At 69.8% G+C, this 15,946-nt stretch carries 14 protein-coding genes and 1 tRNA gene; 4 read left to right on the top strand and 11 right to left on the bottom strand.

Annotation, left to right across the window (positions count from 1 at the left end; genetic code table 11):
- Positions 1–45: 45 nt before the first annotated feature.
- Together P2T62_RS12390 and P2T62_RS12385 are read right to left on the bottom strand one after the other, a co-directional pair.
- Complete coding sequence (locus P2T62_RS12390; protein WP_276257392.1) at positions 46–1,392, bottom strand: APC family permease; 1,347 nt, start codon at positions 1,390–1,392, stop codon at positions 46–48.
- Positions 1,389–2,810, bottom strand: a complete 1,422-nt coding sequence (locus P2T62_RS12385; protein ID WP_276257391.1) for a sulfatase family protein — start codon at positions 2,808–2,810, stop codon at positions 1,389–1,391. Before P2T62_RS12385 ends, P2T62_RS12390 begins: the two co-directional genes overlap by 4 nt.
- Positions 2,811–3,192: 382 nt before the next feature.
- Between P2T62_RS12385 and P2T62_RS12380 the strand changes: the two genes are divergently transcribed.
- Positions 3,193–3,963, top strand: coding sequence for an IclR family transcriptional regulator (locus tag P2T62_RS12380; protein WP_276257390.1), 771 nt, complete (start codon positions 3,193–3,195; stop codon positions 3,961–3,963).
- A 19-nt stretch (positions 3,964–3,982) separates the two neighbouring features.
- Here the strand turns inward: P2T62_RS12380 and P2T62_RS12375 are convergent, their stop codons facing one another.
- Positions 3,983–4,849 (bottom strand): geranylgeranylglycerol-phosphate geranylgeranyltransferase, encoded by an 867-nt coding sequence (locus P2T62_RS12375; RefSeq protein WP_276257389.1) that lies wholly within the window; start codon positions 4,847–4,849, stop codon positions 3,983–3,985.
- Positions 4,850–4,952: 103 nt separating this feature from the next.
- Here P2T62_RS12375 and P2T62_RS12370 point away from each other — a divergent pair.
- Positions 4,953–5,027 (top strand) — tRNA-Arg (locus tag P2T62_RS12370).
- Between the two features lie 461 nt (positions 5,028–5,488).
- Here the strand turns inward: P2T62_RS12370 and P2T62_RS12365 are convergent.
- From P2T62_RS12365 to P2T62_RS12340, 6 genes are all read right to left on the bottom strand, one after another.
- Positions 5,489–5,824 carry a hypothetical protein gene (locus P2T62_RS12365; RefSeq protein WP_276257388.1) on the bottom strand — a complete coding sequence of 112 codons (336 nt, stop codon included), beginning with the start codon at positions 5,822–5,824 and terminating at the stop codon, positions 5,489–5,491.
- A 752-nt stretch (positions 5,825–6,576) separates the two neighbouring features.
- Positions 6,577–6,828, bottom strand: coding sequence for a sulfurtransferase TusA family protein (locus P2T62_RS12360; protein WP_276257387.1), 252 nt, complete (start codon positions 6,826–6,828; stop codon positions 6,577–6,579).
- 44 nt (positions 6,829–6,872) lie between these two features.
- On the bottom strand, positions 6,873–7,271 hold the full coding sequence (locus P2T62_RS12355; protein ID WP_276257386.1) for a hypothetical protein: 399 nt from the start codon (positions 7,269–7,271) through the stop codon (positions 6,873–6,875).
- A 137-nt stretch (positions 7,272–7,408) separates the two neighbouring features.
- Positions 7,409–7,672, bottom strand: coding sequence for a hypothetical protein (locus P2T62_RS12350; protein ID WP_276257385.1), 264 nt, complete (start codon positions 7,670–7,672; stop codon positions 7,409–7,411).
- A gap of 55 nt (positions 7,673–7,727) precedes the next feature.
- Positions 7,728–8,201: a pyridoxamine 5'-phosphate oxidase family protein gene (locus tag P2T62_RS12345; RefSeq protein WP_276257384.1), complete on the bottom strand. Its 474-nt coding sequence runs from the start codon at positions 8,199–8,201 to the stop codon at positions 7,728–7,730.
- Positions 8,202–8,295: 94 nt separating this feature from the next.
- A complete protein-coding gene (locus tag P2T62_RS12340; RefSeq protein WP_276257383.1) occupies positions 8,296–9,342 on the bottom strand; it encodes a bactofilin family protein in 1,047 nt (348 codons plus the stop codon).
- A 427-nt stretch (positions 9,343–9,769) separates the two neighbouring features.
- Between P2T62_RS12340 and P2T62_RS12335 the strand changes: the two genes are divergently transcribed.
- A complete protein-coding gene (locus P2T62_RS12335) occupies positions 9,770–12,499 on the top strand; it encodes a PAS domain S-box protein (RefSeq protein WP_276257382.1) in 2,730 nt (909 codons plus the stop codon).
- 27 nt (positions 12,500–12,526) lie between these two features.
- Here P2T62_RS12335 and P2T62_RS12330 read toward each other — a convergent pair whose 3' ends face one another.
- Positions 12,527–13,522 (bottom strand): oxidoreductase, encoded by a 996-nt coding sequence (locus P2T62_RS12330; RefSeq protein ID WP_276257381.1) that lies wholly within the window; start codon positions 13,520–13,522, stop codon positions 12,527–12,529.
- A 179-nt stretch (positions 13,523–13,701) separates the two neighbouring features.
- Positions 13,702–14,103, bottom strand: coding sequence for an NUDIX hydrolase (locus tag P2T62_RS12325; protein ID WP_276257380.1), 402 nt, complete (start codon positions 14,101–14,103; stop codon positions 13,702–13,704).
- 384 nt (positions 14,104–14,487) lie between these two features.
- On the opposite strand from P2T62_RS12325, the gene P2T62_RS12320 reads away from it, so the two are divergent.
- Positions 14,488–15,942 carry a lipopolysaccharide biosynthesis protein gene (locus tag P2T62_RS12320; RefSeq protein WP_276257379.1) on the top strand — a complete coding sequence of 485 codons (1,455 nt, stop codon included), beginning with the start codon at positions 14,488–14,490 and terminating at the stop codon, positions 15,940–15,942.
- Positions 15,943–15,946: the final 4 nt, after the last annotated feature.

Genomic DNA, 15,946 nt, shown 5'->3' with positions numbered 1-15,946 from the left:
ACGGGCGAATCGCGGGACCGTGGGGGGCGCCCACCGTGGCCCGGCTCACTCGTGGTCCGCGAGCGTCCGCATCCGCTCCGGGAGGTCGACGCCGTCACCGGCGAGCGAGCGCGCCCGGAACCGGTAGTAGGCGTAGCCCACGACCGCCCAGCCGGCGAAGAGACCGATCATCCAGGGCAGGCGCAGCGTCGTCACGAGGATGAGTACCAGCGAGGTGAGTGCCGTCAGGACGGACACCACCTTCAGCGCACGGCGGGGCAGCTGGAACCCGGCAGCCTCGTAGCGCCCGGGGTACCGCGTCGGGAGCCGCCAGAGGGCCGCCGCGTTCACGACGGCCGCGGTCAGGACGGATAGCGCCAGCCACACGGAGAGGACCACCGGCCCCGGGGCGATGGGTGCCAGCAGGAGCGGCGGGACACCCAGGACGAGGAGCGCGATGCTGGGGGTCCCGAAGCGTGGGTCGACACGGGCGATGACGGAGGGGAACACGTCGTCGCGTGCGGCGCGCATCAGTGCGCGTGAGAACCCGGTGTACGTGGTGCTGATGGAGGTGAGCGCACCGATGACCGCCCCGGCAGCGACGACCGGGACCAGCGCGGGCGGGAGGAAGGTCCGCGAGGCCGCGACCACCGCGGCGTCCGCGGCGCCCAGCTCCTGCCAGTTCATCACCCCCACGAGCACGACCACGAGGAGCACGAACAGCGTCAGCGCGATGAGGGCGCTGTAGAGGAGGACCCGCGGGATGGTCCGGACCGGGTCGTCAAGCTCCTCGCCGAGGTCGATGATGAGGCCGAACCCGCGCAGCGGGAAGTACAGCGAGACGACGGCCAGCGCGAACGGACCGACGCCGTTCGGGAGGAACGGGGTGTAGTTCCCGGGGTCGATGGCGACCGCCCCGGGGACGATGAACAGGAGCATGCTGACGAGCAGCAGGCCGACCAGGGTGAGCTGGACCCGGGCGACGGGCCGGATGCCGACGATGTTGAGCAGCAGGAACGGGACCAGGATGACGTAGATGAGCGCGAGCTCCGGGACCGAGGTGAAGACGCTGACGTACTCAGCGAAGCCGACACCGATGAACAGCAGTCCGGCCCACACGCCCGGGACGACCAGCCATGGGATGAGGAAGCCGACGTACGGGTGGACCAGCCGGGAGCCGTAGACGTAGTTCCCGCCGGCGACGGGGATGGCGCTCCCGAGCTGCAGCGTCGTCAGGATCCCGAACGCCAGCGGGATGGCCGCCAGCAGGATGCCGATGGCGACGGCCGGACCGGCCTGTCCCGCCAGGGGCCCCGGGAGGACGAAGATGCTCACGCCGATGACGTTGCCCACCAGCAGCGCCGTGGCCTCCGTGACGCCGATGGAGCCGGTGAGGCGGTCGGTCGTGCTCATCTCCCCGTGTTCTGCGACCAGTACGCTTCGTTGGGCGGGTAGCTCGCCGGCCCGGTCCGCGCCAACTCGTGCATCGGGTCCTCCCCTCGGCCGACGTGCTCGTCGACCCAGCGGAGCATCCTGGTCTCCAGGTCCTCGACCACCGCCGGGCGATCGTCGTGCAGGTTCGCCTGCTCGTGCGGGTCCTCGTGCATATCGTACAGGGCCCGCTCGGGGACGACGTCGGCGAATCCGCCGGGGTGGAGCGTGCGGACGTACTTCCAGCGGTCCGTCCGGACCGCCCGCTGGGCGGTGTAGAGGCCGTGGTCGAGGACGACGTGGTCGCGCCAGTCGGCGTCGGGGTCGGCCAGCACCGGACGGAGCGACCGGCCCTGCCACTGGGCCGGCCTGTCGAGGCCCGCGTAGTCGACGAGCGTCGGCGCCAGGTCGACGTTCGTGACGAGCTGGTCGCGATGGCCGGGCTCGTAGTCGGCGCTCGCCGGCGGCTTCACCAGCAGCGGCACCCGCTGGCTCGCATCGTGGACGTTCCCGTGCTTGACGTACATCCCGTGCTCGCCGAACTCCTCGCCGTGGTCGCCCGTGACGACGACCATCGTCTCGTCGTAGCGACCCGTCTCCCGGAGGTACTCGAGCAGTCGGCCGACCTCGCGGTCGACGTGGCGGATCTCGGCGTCGTACGAGGCGTACAGTCGCCTGAGGTCCTCGCGCGACTCGACCTCCATCTGGGCCGCCGTCGAGAGCTCCCACTCGTGGTGGGCCGCGATGTCGTCCTCGGTCGGGTAGGGTGGCATCGGCGTGTCCGCGAACCCGGCGACCTCCTCGTCCGGGCGGGTGTACGGGAGGTGTGGCTCCCAGAACTGCGCGTAGCAGAACACCGGGTCGTCGTTGCGCTCCAGCACGTCGCGCGCGGTGTCGACCACGTCCTCGGCCTGCGGCGTCATGAAGAACATCCGCCGCCCCTCGGGCTCCTGGGGCTGGTGGAACTCGTGCCAGAGATGGTAGAACCACGGCGCCGTGTGCCGGGGGAACGAGGAGACCGCAGCCGTGTGGACCCGCTCGTGGAAGAACACCTCCGGGAGCGTCAGCCACTCGGCGCTCTCCCCGGTCGTCTCCTTCAGGCCGTTCCCCTCGAACGTCCACTCCTCGGCCCAGCCTGCGAACCAGTCCTTCGACTGCTTCGGCGAGCGGAGCGTCTGTGCCTGCGGCCCGTGCGTGACGATACCGTTGTGCACGCCGTAGCGACCGGAGACGAAGCCCGCCCGCGACGGCATGCACGGCGAACAGGCCACGTACGAGCGGTCGAAGACGACGGCGTCCTCGGCGAACCGGTCGAGTTCAGGGGTCGTCGGGGCCTCGTGCCCGTACATCCCCAGGCGGTCGGCCCGCAACGAGTCGATGTCGATGTAGAGGACGTTCACAGCTACCAGGTGTCATAGCGGAGCTTAAACGTAGCGGTTAGGAAAATGATATATCAGGTGAGATGGGCCGTTCAGGTGGAGGAAACGGGACCGGCGGAGCCACGAATGCGTGGTGGCGAATCGCGTGTTTTTGCCATCTTGGTGGCCTGGAAACCCGACTCACTCGGTCCGTGTCTCCTTCCCTCTCTCCCATGCTGGTCGCACCCAGAATCATCTCAGACGGATGGGATATCTCCACGCCAGTCATCACGCTGGCGCGTCGAGGGGGGTCTACTCTCGCGAGGACTCCCGGTCGTTCGGAGGGGTCGCGCCGCGTCTCCGAGGAGGTACAGGCGTTTCCCCACGGGAAACAGTCTTGTCGGTCCGCCCCGTCGCCGGGGCCATGGACGATTCGGCCCCATCGGGGACCGTACAGGCGGGGTGGACGCTCCTCCGGGTCGTCGAGGCGTTGTTCGAGGCCGGGGAGTCCGGTGTGACCGCCCTCGCCGCGGAGACGGGTCTCACGAAGGGGACCGTCCACAAGCACCTGACGACGCTGGCGGAGGCGGGCTACGTCCTCAACGACGAGGGGACCTATCGACTGGGCTTTCGCTTCCTGACGCTGGGGGGCGCGGTCCGTGACCGGAACCGCCTCTGCTCGGCGGCGACGCCGGAGGTGCTCGCACTCAGCGAGGCGACCGACGAACTCTGTACGCTCGCCGTCGAGGAGAGGGGGCACGGCGTGTTCGTCTTCGGCGTCAACGACGACTACGGCATCCGTCGCCGGCACCACCTCGGGTCCCGGTTCTACCTCCACTCGAACGCCGCCGGCAAGGCGATGCTCGCCCGACTGCCCGATGCCCGGGTCCGGCACATCCTCGAGTCGACCGGGATGCCGGCGGTGACCGACCGGACGACCACCGACCCAGCCACCCTGCTGACGGAGCTGGCGACGGTCCGCGAGCAGGGGTACGCCCTCAACGTCCGCGAGATCTATCCGGACATCAACGGAATCGGCGTCGCCGTCCACGACGAGGGCTCGGACACCCTGGGGGCGCTCACGGTCGTCGGCCCCGCCTCCCGCTTGTCCCCGGAGCGGCTGGAGGCCGAGTACGCCGAGTTGCTCGCCGACCGGGCCGATGACCTGGAACTCCGGCTGCGCTACGAGGACTGACGGGCCCCGCTCGGGACCGTCACAGGACCACCACCGCCCGCCCGACCACGAACGAGGCCATCGCGAGGAACATCCCGTACTTGAGCCGTGACTGGCCCGCGGTCGCATCCGCGAACGACTCGTAGGCGGCGTAGGCCATGACCCCGTCCGCGGGGAGCACGAGCACCAGATACGCGGCGCCGAACGTCCCCGTCACGTAGGGCAGCGGACTCGCCAGAATCGCCAGCCCGAGCGCCAGTGCGGCGACCACCAGGGCCCGGCGCTCACCGACGGCGATGGGGAGCGTGTTCAGCCCCTCCTCGCGGTCGCCGGCCACGTCCTCGACGTCCTTGACGACCTCGCGCGCGAAGGTCGAGAGCGCCGCCAGCGCGAACAGCACGCCCGCCGTCGAGAGGTCGCCGCCGACCGCCGCGCCGCCGAACAGGAACGTCGATCCCCCGAGGTACGCGACGACGAGGTTCCCCACGCCGGGCAGTCCCTTGAACAGCTCCGTGTACGCGACCAGCGCGAGGAGATTGAACAGGGCGATGCCGATGGCCGGGAGCGGCAACAGGAGTGCGAACCCGACGGCCACGGCGAACAGACCCACCGCGAACGCGAGTGCGCCGCCCGGCGAGACGGCTCCCCGCGGGATGGGGCGGTCGGGCGCGTTGATGCGGTCGATCTCCCGGTCGAAGTAGTCGTTGATGGCGTTGCCTCCGCCGACGGCCAGGACGGTCGCGAGGACGGCCGCCGCCGCACGGAGTTCGGGTGCCGTCTCGACGACCAGTCCCCCGACGGGGCCGGAGAGACCGGCGACGAAGGCACCGATGAACGTCAGGACCCCCGACGCGACGGCGTTGCCAGGCCGCGTGAGTTCGAGGAGTCCGCGGGCCGTCTCGCGCATACCCGTCGCCTGTCGGGGTCGCGGCTTAAGCGGCGTGGAACGGACCGCCACGGCCACGGGGTATGGACAGAATTATGTCCGGGAGGACGCTTCGATGAGGTGAGGGGCCTTAGCTCAGCTCGGACAGAGTGCTTGGCTTCGGACCAAGCTGTCGGGGGTTCAAATCCCTCAGGCCTCGTGAACCCGCCGAGCGCAGCGAGGCGTGGTGAACGTTACTGAGGATTTGAACCCTGAGAGACGAGCGTAGCGAGTCTCTCTCCGGTTCAAATCCCTCAGGCCTCGTATTCTCCCGAGGCGAATCTCCCCAATCGCAGAAGCTGCTCCTCGGGCGTCCGAACGAGCGATCTCGGTGCGGCGGCACCCCCCACACCGAGATCGAGTTCGTCCCGCTCCGGAGCGTGGCGGCGAGCCGGTCCTCAGCGTCGTCGGGGGGATTCACCTTCACGAGCGGCGGTGACACGGCCACGCTCGGCAAGTAGACCGGTCCGAGCGCCTGGCCGCCTGGATCACCGTTTCGGCACTCTCGAACATCTCGGTCGGTGACAGGTACTCGTGGCCGTGCTAGATTGAACGCGAGAGTCGGTCACGCACCCCGCCACCACCGGGGTGCGTCGACCTGTGCCACCGGGCCCACCCGGCTCACTCCCCCGAGGGCCACTCGCCCGGCAGTTCATCTGCGTGCGCGGCGAGCAGTTCGAGCAGTGGCCCGATCTTCTGGAACTGGGGGCCTCTCGTAACTCGGCCGGTCGCCCTGTCCCAAGTGATGAACCCGTACTCCTCCAGGAGCGGGAGGTGGACATGATGCAGGTCGACCATGGTGGTGCAGTCCGCGTCGGCCCACTCCTCGACATCGAGCGCCGTCCCCGCGGACGGCTCCAGGGCGGCCAACAGGTCCCGGCGTTCCGGGGCCATGAGTGCCCGGAAACACTCCCCGAGCGTTCGCGCCGCCGGCTGTGAGTCGCTTGTGCAGTCCATAGGAAATACTGATGAGTCCATCCCTGTCAATGTTCCCCTAGGTTTCCCAGACTGTGAGATTACGAGGGGGTGTGTTTGTAGAACTGTGAATCGGTAACCGGGAAAGGCACCCGCTACCGTCGGTCGCGACCCGCAGTCACCCGCAAGCCCCCGCGGTCTTCCGCGAACCCGCGATTGAGGCAGTTCCGGCCCGCTTCCGAGTGCAGGCCGGGCGAACGCGGGCGTGTGGCGGTAACGCGGCTGGTCTCACACCCTTCGGAGAATCGGAACCAATCCGCTGGGGCCCATCGACTCGCACGGACTCGGGCCCCACATGGACACCGTCCAGGCCGAACTCGACCGCATCGCTCGCTCGCGCGTCCGCGAGGCGCTGCTCCACAGGCCGGGCACAGCTCGATGAGCGCACCGAGGTCGGGCCCCGCCTCGCCCAGGACCGCGCGGAGTTCCTTCCGGGCCTCCGGGCGGCCAGTGAAGCGACTCGCCTTCCGGACCCGCACCCGGACGAACTGCAGGTCCGGGGCCGGTGTGTGATCGCTCATGCTTCCACCAGCGCGTCCGTAGCAGCCGCGAGCCGTTGCTGACCAAGTACGCCGGGCCGCTGGGTCGACGATTCGAGTCACGCGCTCCCGGTGGACCTGCCAGCGTTCCATCAACAGGGCTGTCCACACACCCGCGATCCCGAGACGTGTGACGCGACCGAGAAGGAGGACGCCGCCACCTGTCCGTCACGAGAAGCCGCTGTCGCCGGTCCGTTACTTCGACTTCTCGATGAAGATGCTCCAGTAGCCCTCGGCCTCGTGCTCGACGATGTCGATGGTCTCGTGGCCGGCCTGTGCGACCCATTCGGGGACGTCGTGGCTGGAGGAGCTATCGTTGGTCTGGAGTTCGTACACGGTACCGACCGCGCCGTTGCGGATCTCCCCGACGAGGTCCATCAGGGGACCGGGGCAGGTCGCGCCGCGGGCGTCGATCGTCACGTCAACTTCGATGTCGGATTGGCTCATGATTGTGTGAGTTGTGGGATGGTGGTTGGATGCTGGGGGCCGCCTCAGACGAACATCACCTGCTTGTCCTGCGCGTGACCGAAGAACCCGGAGACGCCGAGAACGCCGTCGAAGACGTCCGCGTAGTCGTCGAGGCTCTTGCCGAGCGCGTCCATCGACAGCTCGCAGGCGTACACCTCGATGGGACCGAGGTCCTTCGCGCGGGCGAGGTTGTCCACGAACAGGGACATCTCCATGTCCTCGTTCGAGAGCATCGCCTCGGCGACGGGGCCCATCTCGAAGTCCATGGCCTCGATGCGCTCCTTGTCGAACGCCTCGAGTCCGTCCATCGTCGCGAACACGTCGATGGGGACGCCCGAAGCCGCCCCGACGGAGGCGATGTTCCCGATGGCCTGCAACTCCTCTAGTCGGCCGGACGCCAGAATGATTGCGTATCCAGTCATTGTGGATCAACTGAAGGGACGCGTCGAATTGCGATATATACGCAAGACGATTCCTGAATCCGGAGAATGAGCGAACACGGCGTCACGACCGGTTCCGGCCCGTGTGAACTCGGCGCCCTGCACCTGGAACTGTGGGTCTACTCGAACACCCGGCTCTCCTCCTCCAGCAGTTCGATGCCGCGTGCCACCTCGCTGGCCTGGTCGGGGTCCAGCGCGATCTCGACCTCGCTGCCGTCCTCGTCGGTGAAGGCGAGTTTGACGCGGCGGTCCCCGTACTCGCGGACGTCGACGCCTTCGACGTCGTAGAGCTTCGCCGTGGCGGTCCGGTTGGACGGGCCGGCGTGCTTGACGGCGCCGTCCTTCAGCTCGAACATGAAGTCCTCCAGATCCAGCAGTAGCATGGGTACCGGGGCGACCGGCAGCCACCTGAACGTTGGCGTTCCGGGCGCACACTCCTCACTCGGGGTCGTCCTCGAACTCCGGCGGGAGTCCGAGGTGCTCGAGCCCGGTCCAGTCGTCGATGTGGAAGGCGAAGAGCCGGTGTTCCTCGGCGTCACTGGCCGCGGCCAGCGCGTCCGGTCGCTCGAACTCGACGGCCGCCTCGACCGCCTCGCGTTCATCGGCCGGGACCTCGTCGATGGTCCCGGTGAGGAGGACGCTCCGCCAGTTGAAGCGCGTCTCCGCCCGATAGACCAGGAACCGGGCGGCCTCGGACTGCGTACTCAGCGTGGCCTTCCGGCCGCCGGCGGTCCCGAGGAACTGGAAGTACAGCGTCGACTCCCCGTCGTACCAGTACGAGAGGGGTCGCATGCTCGGTGCGCCGTCCGTCGCGATCCCCAGCACACCGACCTGCTGGCTCGAGAGGAATCCGTGGACCCGGTCGTCCGCCATCTCCGACACGCCGTACGCCTCGAACTCGTCGACTGGCATGGCGGAGTCGTGGCAGCGTACGTCGAAAAGCCGCTCGCCAGTTCCCGGCCGACGAGAATCTCCCCCGCCCCGGACCCAGCGGACGGGATCGACCTCAGAGTACGTCGGTCGACTGTCGCTCGCGCCGCTCGACGACCGACTCGTAGGCGACGTAGAGGCCGAGGGTGACGCTTCCGAGCCCGGCGATCAGCAGGAGGAGCCGGACGAGGTCACCCAGGAGGGGGATCAGCGAGAGGGCCGCCACGACGAGGACGCCGACGAGCAGCGCGAGGTAGCGGTCGTCGCGGTCGGTGTACGAGAGGAGGCCGGCCCCGAGCAGGTATCGGCCGTAGATGCTCCCCACCCAGAGGAGGACGACGTAGCCGGCCAGCGCGGCGAGTGCGAGCGGGATGCCGACGACGGTCAGCGCGGCCAGCGCCGCCGCCAGGGGGATACCGACGACGGCTCCGGCCCCTGCCGCCGCGACGCGCTGGGGCTGGTCACCCGCTGTCTCGACGGCGTCCCCCGCGAACGCCGGGAAGAGCGACAGCAGCAGGCCGCCCGCGAGGAGGTCCGCGAGCAGCAGGTAGACGGTGAACAGCACGCCACCCGCGCCCGTGAGCGGCGGGAGGAGCGAGAGGTCGCTGACGTGCCGGGCATCGAGCGAGACGCGGCCGCCGCGGTCGTCGAACTCGCCGACGTAGGTCAGGAAGCCGTCGACCTCGGCCGACCGCGCGAGCGTGACCGTCCCGGCAACGGTCGTCGCGTCGTCCCGGACCGTCCCCGCGAGCACGACGCTGCCACCGACCCCGGCGAACGACCCGCCGACGCGACCGGAGTCGGCGACCTCGACGTGTCCGGCGTAGGCCACGGTGTTCCCACCGGTCGACCCCGCGACGACGACCGACCCGGCGAACGCGCGGACGCGTCCGGTGACAGTCGCACCCTCCGCGATGACGACCCGGCCGCCGAACGCGGTCAGGTCGCCCTCGACCCGACCGTGGACGACGACCCGGCCACCGTACGCGGTGAAACCGTCGACCGTCTCTCCCGCCTCGACGACGACCGCACCACCGAGGCGCTGTGACTCCGCGGAGGCGACGCCCGCGAACGTCGGGAGGACCAGGGCGAGCACCAGCACGGCGACGAGGACCTGTCGCATACCTGCAGGCCCGGGCGCTCGTACAAATCCCTTCCTGACGCTCGGCTCCGAGACGGGAGCCGTCGCTCCTCACCCCGGCACCCACCGAGCAGGTACGATAACTGTACTCACGACAGCAATCAACGTGGTCTGCCCTAACATCCGACAATATCCACAGGAAGTATCCAGAAAATCATTTATCTGTCGGGTTCCGAGACTGCAGCAACATGATGATCTGCGACAGTTGCGGCGAGGCACCGGAGTCCGACGGACGGAGCGTGTTCGAGACGGCGAGAGGGGAGACAGTCTGTACGGAGTGCCGCGTCCCGGCAGCGGCGTGAGTCGGCAGCCGGACCGGGGCCTTCGGTGGGCAGAACGCGTAAACCGCTCGGAGCCCAACTCCCGTTGACTCCTGTTCATGTCCCGGAGAGAACCCTCTGATTCGGATGTGGGGAAGGACGGGATGCGGGACCCGAATCTCGAGACCCTCCAGCGGAGCCACGAGGCACTCCGGGAGCTCTACCGCGTCTCCGCGGAGCCCGACCTCAGCGACGAGGAGCGTATCGAGCGGATGCTCGACATCGGGCGGCAGCGACTCGGACTCCCCGCAGGGTATCTCTCGACCGTCGACCAGGCGGCGGACGACTACACGATCGAGGTGGCCGTCGGCGACGTCGTGAGTGCCGGCGATACGTTCTCGTTCTCCACCACCTACTGCCGAGAGACCGTCGAGACCGAGGAACCGCGGCTGATCCCGAACGTCGACGAGACGGTCTGGGCCGACACCCCGGCCCACCACGAGCACGGGCTCTCGTGCTACGTCGGCGGTCGCGTCGAGGTGGACGGCGAGCTGTACGGGACGGTCTGTTTCAGCGGAACGGAGGCCCGGGCGCCGTTCACCGAGGACGAGCGGACGCTGGTGGAACTGATCGTCGAGTGGATCGGCGACCGGCTGGAGCACCGCCGGGTGGAGCGCGAGCGCGAACAGCTCCACGAGGCCATCGAGGCGTCCGAGAGCGCCATCACGGTCGCCGACGCCGGCCAGGGGGGCGAGCGGCCCCTCACCTACGTCAACAGGGGGTTCGAGCAGCTGACCGGCTACGACAGGGAGGCGGTACTCGGGGAGGACTGCCGGTTCCTCCAGGGCCCCGAAACCGACGCCGAGAAGGCCGCGGCCATCGGGGCGGCCCTCGATGCCGGCGAGTCCATCGAGACCGTCGTCCGGAACTACCGGGCCGACGGGACCCCGTTCTGGAACGAACTCCAGGTCACCCCTATCTACGAAGGCGGTGAGTTGACCCGGTTCGTCGGGACCCAGCGCGACGTGAGTACGCGGGTCGAGCAGCGTGAGGCCGTGACGGCCCTGCTGGACCGGTCCCGGGCGCTGCTGGACGCCGAGACGAGCGACGAGGTGGCGCGGGTGGCGGCCACCGCCGTCGAGGAGATCCTCGGCTACGACAGCCTCGTCAGGCTCTACGACGACGAGACCGGGCAGCTCGTGCCGGTCGCCGGGAGCGCCACCGAGTTGACCGAGGTGTCGCCCGTCGCCGTCGGGGAGAGCCTCTCGGGACGCGCCTACGAGCGGGGCGAGACGATGCGGTTCGACCCGACGCTGTTCGCCCCGGGCGGGTACGGTAACCAGGCCGAGGTGACCGACGGGCTGGTCGTGCCACTGGGCGAACACGGGACCCTCGGGATCGAGCTCCCGGACCCGGATCCGGGCGGGTTCGAGTGGCGCGTGGCGGAGATCCTCGGCGAGAGCGTGACGGCGGCGCTGGAGCGTGCCGTCCAGCGTGACCGGCTCCGGCTGTACGAGACCGCCATCGAACAGGGCAGCGAGATGACGGCCGTCGTCGGGGAGGACCTCCGCGTCGAGCTGGTCAGCGACTCGCTGGCGACGTTCCTCGGTGTGGGTCGCGACGACCTCGTGGGGGAACGGGTCGAGGACCTCCTCCCAGAATCCGACCTCGCGGCGATGGTCGAGGCCGCCCAGAACACGACTGGCGGCGAGCCGGGACGCTTCGAGACGACCGTGAACGTCGACGACGAGGTCCGCCCGGTCGAGCTGGAGGTCTCGCTGGGCGCGGGTGGCGAGCCACCGCTGGTCGCGGTCATCCGTGACATCTCGGAGCTGGCCGAGACGCGAGGGGAGCTCTCGCGGGAGCGGGACCGGTTCGCCTCGCTGTTCACGCATATCCCGGACCCGGTGGCCGATTTCCGGTTCGAGGACGGCGAGCCGATCATCCGCCGGTGCAACGAGCCGTTCGCCCGGGCGTTCGGCGGCGGGCGCGACCCCGCGGAACTGGTCGGGTTGCCGTCGAGGGACCTCGTGCTGACGGGCGACCCCGACGTGGACGCGGCGCGGAGACTGGTCGAGCGGGTCCGGAACGGGGAACCCGTCTCCGAGCAGGTCCGGCGACAGACCGCGGACGGTCCCCGCGAGTTCCTCTTCCGGGCGGTCCCCTACGAGACCGACGACGGGCTCCGGGCGTTCGGAACCTACACCGACGTCACCGAGCAACAGCGACGCCAGCGGCGCATCGAGGTGCTCAACCGCGTCCTCCGGCACAACGTCCGGAACCAGATCAACATCGCCGACGGGAACGCGCGCCTGCTCGCCGACCACATCGACGACGAGGACCTGAAGCCGATCATCGAGGGGCTCCGCTCGGCCACGGAGAGCGTGCTCTCGGTCAGCGAGAAGGCCCGCCAGGCCGAGCGGGCGCTCGCGCAGAGCCGGGGCGACGGGCCCCCACCGGATGCCGTCGTGGGCAACGTCGTCGAGGAGTTCCGCTCGGAGTGGCCGGACCGGACCATCGAGTTCGAGCGGCCCGGCGACCCGGCCACCGTGACGGGTTCCGACCGACTGGAGCCGGTCGTGGCGAACCTCGTCGAGAACGCCCTCGAGCACAACGGTCCCGAGGTGACGGTGCGCGTGCGACTGGCGGTAGACGGTGGGCGGCTGGAGCTCAGGGTCGCCGACGACGGCTGCGGCATCCCCCGCCTGGAGCGCTCACTCATCCAGGGGGAGCAGGAGATAACGCAGCTCAACCACGGGAACGGCATCGGACTGTGGGTGGTGCGGTGGATCGTCGATACGATGGGCGGGGGCGTCCGCTTCGAGGACGAGGACGGCTGGCACGCCGTCGTGGTGTCGGTACCGCTGGCCGACGACTGAGTCTGGGGGTGCAGGTGGTCGCGCGGTTCAGTCGTCGGCTGCCGCACCGGCGGCGTCGCCGGACGCCGTTTCGCCGCGCGCGTCCGGCAGTTCGTACGCCACCCCGGTCCCCTCCTCGGAGACGGACCACAGTCGGTACGCGGTCCCCTCCTCGTACGACCGCTTCGAGGAGCGCTGCCGCTCGGGCGCGCCGCGCATGTTGGCGAAGCCGCCCGGACCGTAGTACTCCCCGCCGGAGATGTCGGGCATCGTCGCGGCGTAGAGGAACGGCAACGCGCCCTGTTCGGCGCTCTGGGCGAAGACGGCGTTGGCGACCCGCATCCCGAGCTTCCGGAGGGTCGAGCCCATCATCTCCGGCCCCCGGCGCTGGAGGTCCGTCGCCGCGTACCCGGGGTGGGCGGCCACGCTCTCGACGGGTGCGTCGGCCGCGTCGAGACGGCGGTCGAGCTCGTACGCGAACAGCAGGTTGGCCAGTTTCGACTGTGCGTACGCATCCCACTTGTCGTAGGAGCGCTCCCCGTGGAGGTCCTCGAAGTCGATGCGGCCGCGCTCGTGGATGCCGCTGGACATCGTGACCACGCGGGCGGGGTCGTCGCCGCTGCCCGTCTCCCGCAGGTCGTCGAGGAGGTGACCCGTGAGCGCGAAGTGGCCCAGGTGGTTGACGCCGAACTGCGTCTCGAAGCCGTCCGCCGTCTCCCGGCGGGGGATCGCCATCACGCCGGCGTTGTTGGCGAGGACGTGCAGGTCGTCGAACTCGTCGGTGAAGGCGTCGGCGAACGAGCGGACGGAGTCGAGGTCGGCCAGGTCCAGTTCCAGCACGGTCAGCGACCCGCTCGGCCGCTCGGCCTCGATGTCCGCCTTCGCGGCCTCGGCCCGCTCGACGCTCCGACAGGCCAGCACCACGTCGGCGCCCTTCGCCGCGAACGCCCGGGCCGCCTCCTTCCCCAGCCCCGTGTTCGCGCCCGTCACGACGACCCTCCGCCCGGTCTGGTCCGGCATGTCGGCCGCGGTCCAGTCGGTCATATCCTCCCTGACGGGCCGGCACCGGATAACGGCTGCCCGTCGCGACGCGGCGGGCGCTCTCCGGTGTTCCGTTCCTCACGCCGGGGCCGTACCGCGCCCACGACGACGTGGTACAGCCGACGGGCGCCCGCTTCGAACGGATGGGCTGACGGACCGACGAGCGACCTTCGGTGGCCCGTTCACGGGTCCAGCACCGCGTCCGCCAGGATTCCCGCGTGGTCGAACCCCATCGAGGGCGGGTCCGCCGGGTCGAAGGTGTCGACGTGGCGGGCCTCCTCGTGGGCCGCCGGTTCACCGTCGCCACGAGGGACACAGAGATACGCCGCGGAGACGTTGCCGCGCGAGTCCCGGCCGGGCGCGTCGTAGAGGCCGACGAACGAGACGGGTCGCACGTCCAGGCCCACCTCCTCGCGGGCCTCGCGGGCGCAGGCCGTCCGGGCGCGTTCGCCCCGTTCGACCATCCCCCCCGGCAGTACCCACTCGCCCTCGTGCGGTGGGTGGTCCCGTTCGAGGAGGACCACCCCGTCGTCCGTGAGGATGACCGCGTCCGTCGCCAGCGCGCGCAGGTCGCTCGGGTCCATGGGTGGCTCCTCGTCGCGGACCCTCCTGAATCCCGGTGGGGAACGTGGATGGCGAAGCTCCTGCACAATCTCGCCTTTAGAGAAGTTATTTCTGTTCCAATAGATTTATCGGTGCTATATTCATAATATTTACCTGGTACGAAGACGTCGACCACGGGCGCGGGGCCTCCGACGGGCACCGCCGTTGCCAGCCGCCCCACGCGGACCGTGGGGACCCACGCTCGCTCTCCCGGGCCGTGGTCCGGACTGCCGACGGTTGGCCACGAAGACGGAAGGTTTGTACCGGCGGCCCGGACAGATGCGGCCATGCAGCCGCCGGTGTCGGTGGAGCCGTCGGCCGGGAATCGAACGGAGACCAGGGTCGCTGCTGGCCGGAGGTGACCGATGCGGCTCGGCCGGACCACACTGGTCCACTTCGGCTCGCAGGTCGTGGTCTCGGTGGCGGGCTTCGTCGCCACGTTCGCCATCGTCCGGCTCTTGGGGGCGACCGAACTCGGCGTCTACGCCGTGGGTGTCGCGGTGGTCTTCTGGGCGAACATCCCGGCCGCGGCGGTCGGTGACGCCGTCAAGCAGCGCGTCAGCGCCCGCGGTGACGGGGACCGCTACCTCTTCGGCGGGCTGGCGCTCGTGGCGCTGCCCGCGCTCCTCGTCGGCGGCGTCATCCTCGCCCTCCCGGGTGCGGTGGAATCGTACCTGCTGCGGGAGGCCGAACGGCTGGCCGTCACCGTCCCGCTCGCCCCCCTGCTCGCCGGCGTCGTGGTCGCGAATATGCTGTTCACGCTGCTCACCGACGCCCTGCAGGGGGAGAAGCGGGTCGCGGCCGCCGGGGCCGTCACGGCCGTCGAGCGCCTCCTCCGGACCGGGCTGCAGGTCGGCCTCGTCCTCGCGAGCGTCGGGCTGGCCGCGCTGTTCGTCGGGCACGTGGTCGCGACGCTGCTGGGCGCCGGACTCTCGCTGGGCCTGCTGGGGGTGGCCCGGCTGTCGGGCGACGGTCCGGTGCTCCCGACCCGCGAGCACCTCGGGAGCCTCCTCGAGTACGCTCGCTACTCCTGGCTCGGCACCGTCGAGACGCGCGCGTTCTCGTGGATGGACACCATCGTCCTGAGCCTCTTCGTCTCGCGCGACCTCATCGGCATCTACGAGGTGAGCTGGAGCCTCGCCTCGGTGCTGGCGCTCGTGGCCGTCTCGGTCCAGAACACGCTGTTCCCGGAGCTGAGCGAGCTCGCTGCACAGGGTGACACCGACCGCATCCACCACTTCCTCGATGAGGGGCTCGTCTTCACGGGCGTCTTCATCATCCCCGGCCTGTTCGGCGCGGCCGTCGTCGGCGAGCGGGTACTGAAGATCTACGACCCCGTCTTCCAGCAGGGGCTGGTCGTCCTCCTCGTCCTGGTGCTCGCGCGTGGCATCGCTGCCTACGGCCGACAGCTCGTGAGCGCAATCAACGCCCTCGACCGCCCGGATGTCGCGTTCCGCATCAGCGCCGCGTTCATCGCCGTCAACCTCGGTCTGAACCTCGTGCTCGTGTTCCGGTTCGGCTGGGTCGGCGCCGCGGTCGCCACGGCCGTCTCCGCGACGCTCATCCTGGCGCTGGGCTACGTCGCCCTGACCAGGCTCATCGGCCGGCCGCCGGTCCCGTTCCGCGAGATCGGTCTCCAGGTCGCCGCGGGTGGGCTGATGGCGGGACTCCTCCTGCTGGCGCGCCCGGTCGTGCCGCGGAACCACTACGCGACGGTCGCGCTCGTGCTGGTCGGGGCGGCGGTCTACACCGGCATCCTCGTGGCGCTGTCCGGGCGGGTCCGGGAGAAGGCCGTCGGGCTGGTCGGGACCCTCGGCTGAGGCC

The organism is Haloglomus litoreum (assembly GCF_029338515.1).
GTDB lineage: Archaea > Halobacteriota > Halobacteria > Halobacteriales > Haloarculaceae > Haloglomus > Haloglomus litoreum.
This window is presented reverse-complemented; position numbering and strand designations above follow the sequence as displayed.

What these genes read in the sequence shown, in the direction of transcription:
- P2T62_RS12390 (WP_276257392.1), bottom strand. Translation starts at nt 1,392, where the DNA reads ATGAGCACGACCGACCGCCTCACCGGCTCCATCGGCGTCACGGAGGCC.
- P2T62_RS12380 (WP_276257390.1), top strand. Translation starts at nt 3,193, where the DNA reads ATGGACGATTCGGCCCCATCGGGGACCGTACAGGCGGGGTGGACGCTC.
- P2T62_RS12375 (WP_276257389.1), bottom strand. Translation starts at nt 4,849, where the DNA reads ATGCGCGAGACGGCCCGCGGACTCCTCGAACTCACGCGGCCTGGCAAC.
- P2T62_RS12365 (WP_276257388.1), bottom strand. Translation starts at nt 5,824, where the DNA reads ATGGACTGCACAAGCGACTCACAGCCGGCGGCGCGAACGCTCGGGGAG.
- P2T62_RS12360 (WP_276257387.1), bottom strand. Translation starts at nt 6,828, where the DNA reads ATGAGCCAATCCGACATCGAAGTTGACGTGACGATCGACGCCCGCGGC.
- P2T62_RS12355 (WP_276257386.1), bottom strand. Translation starts at nt 7,271, where the DNA reads ATGACTGGATACGCAATCATTCTGGCGTCCGGCCGACTAGAGGAGTTG.
- P2T62_RS12350 (WP_276257385.1), bottom strand. Translation starts at nt 7,672, where the DNA reads ATGCTACTGCTGGATCTGGAGGACTTCATGTTCGAGCTGAAGGACGGC.
- P2T62_RS12345 (WP_276257384.1), bottom strand. Translation starts at nt 8,201, where the DNA reads ATGCCAGTCGACGAGTTCGAGGCGTACGGCGTGTCGGAGATGGCGGAC.
- P2T62_RS12340 (WP_276257383.1), bottom strand. Translation starts at nt 9,342, where the DNA reads ATGCGACAGGTCCTCGTCGCCGTGCTGGTGCTCGCCCTGGTCCTCCCG.
- P2T62_RS12330 (WP_276257381.1), bottom strand. Translation starts at nt 13,522, where the DNA reads ATGACCGACTGGACCGCGGCCGACATGCCGGACCAGACCGGGCGGAGG.
- P2T62_RS12325 (WP_276257380.1), bottom strand. Translation starts at nt 14,103, where the DNA reads ATGGACCCGAGCGACCTGCGCGCGCTGGCGACGGACGCGGTCATCCTC.
- P2T62_RS12320 (WP_276257379.1), top strand. Translation starts at nt 14,488, where the DNA reads ATGCGGCTCGGCCGGACCACACTGGTCCACTTCGGCTCGCAGGTCGTG.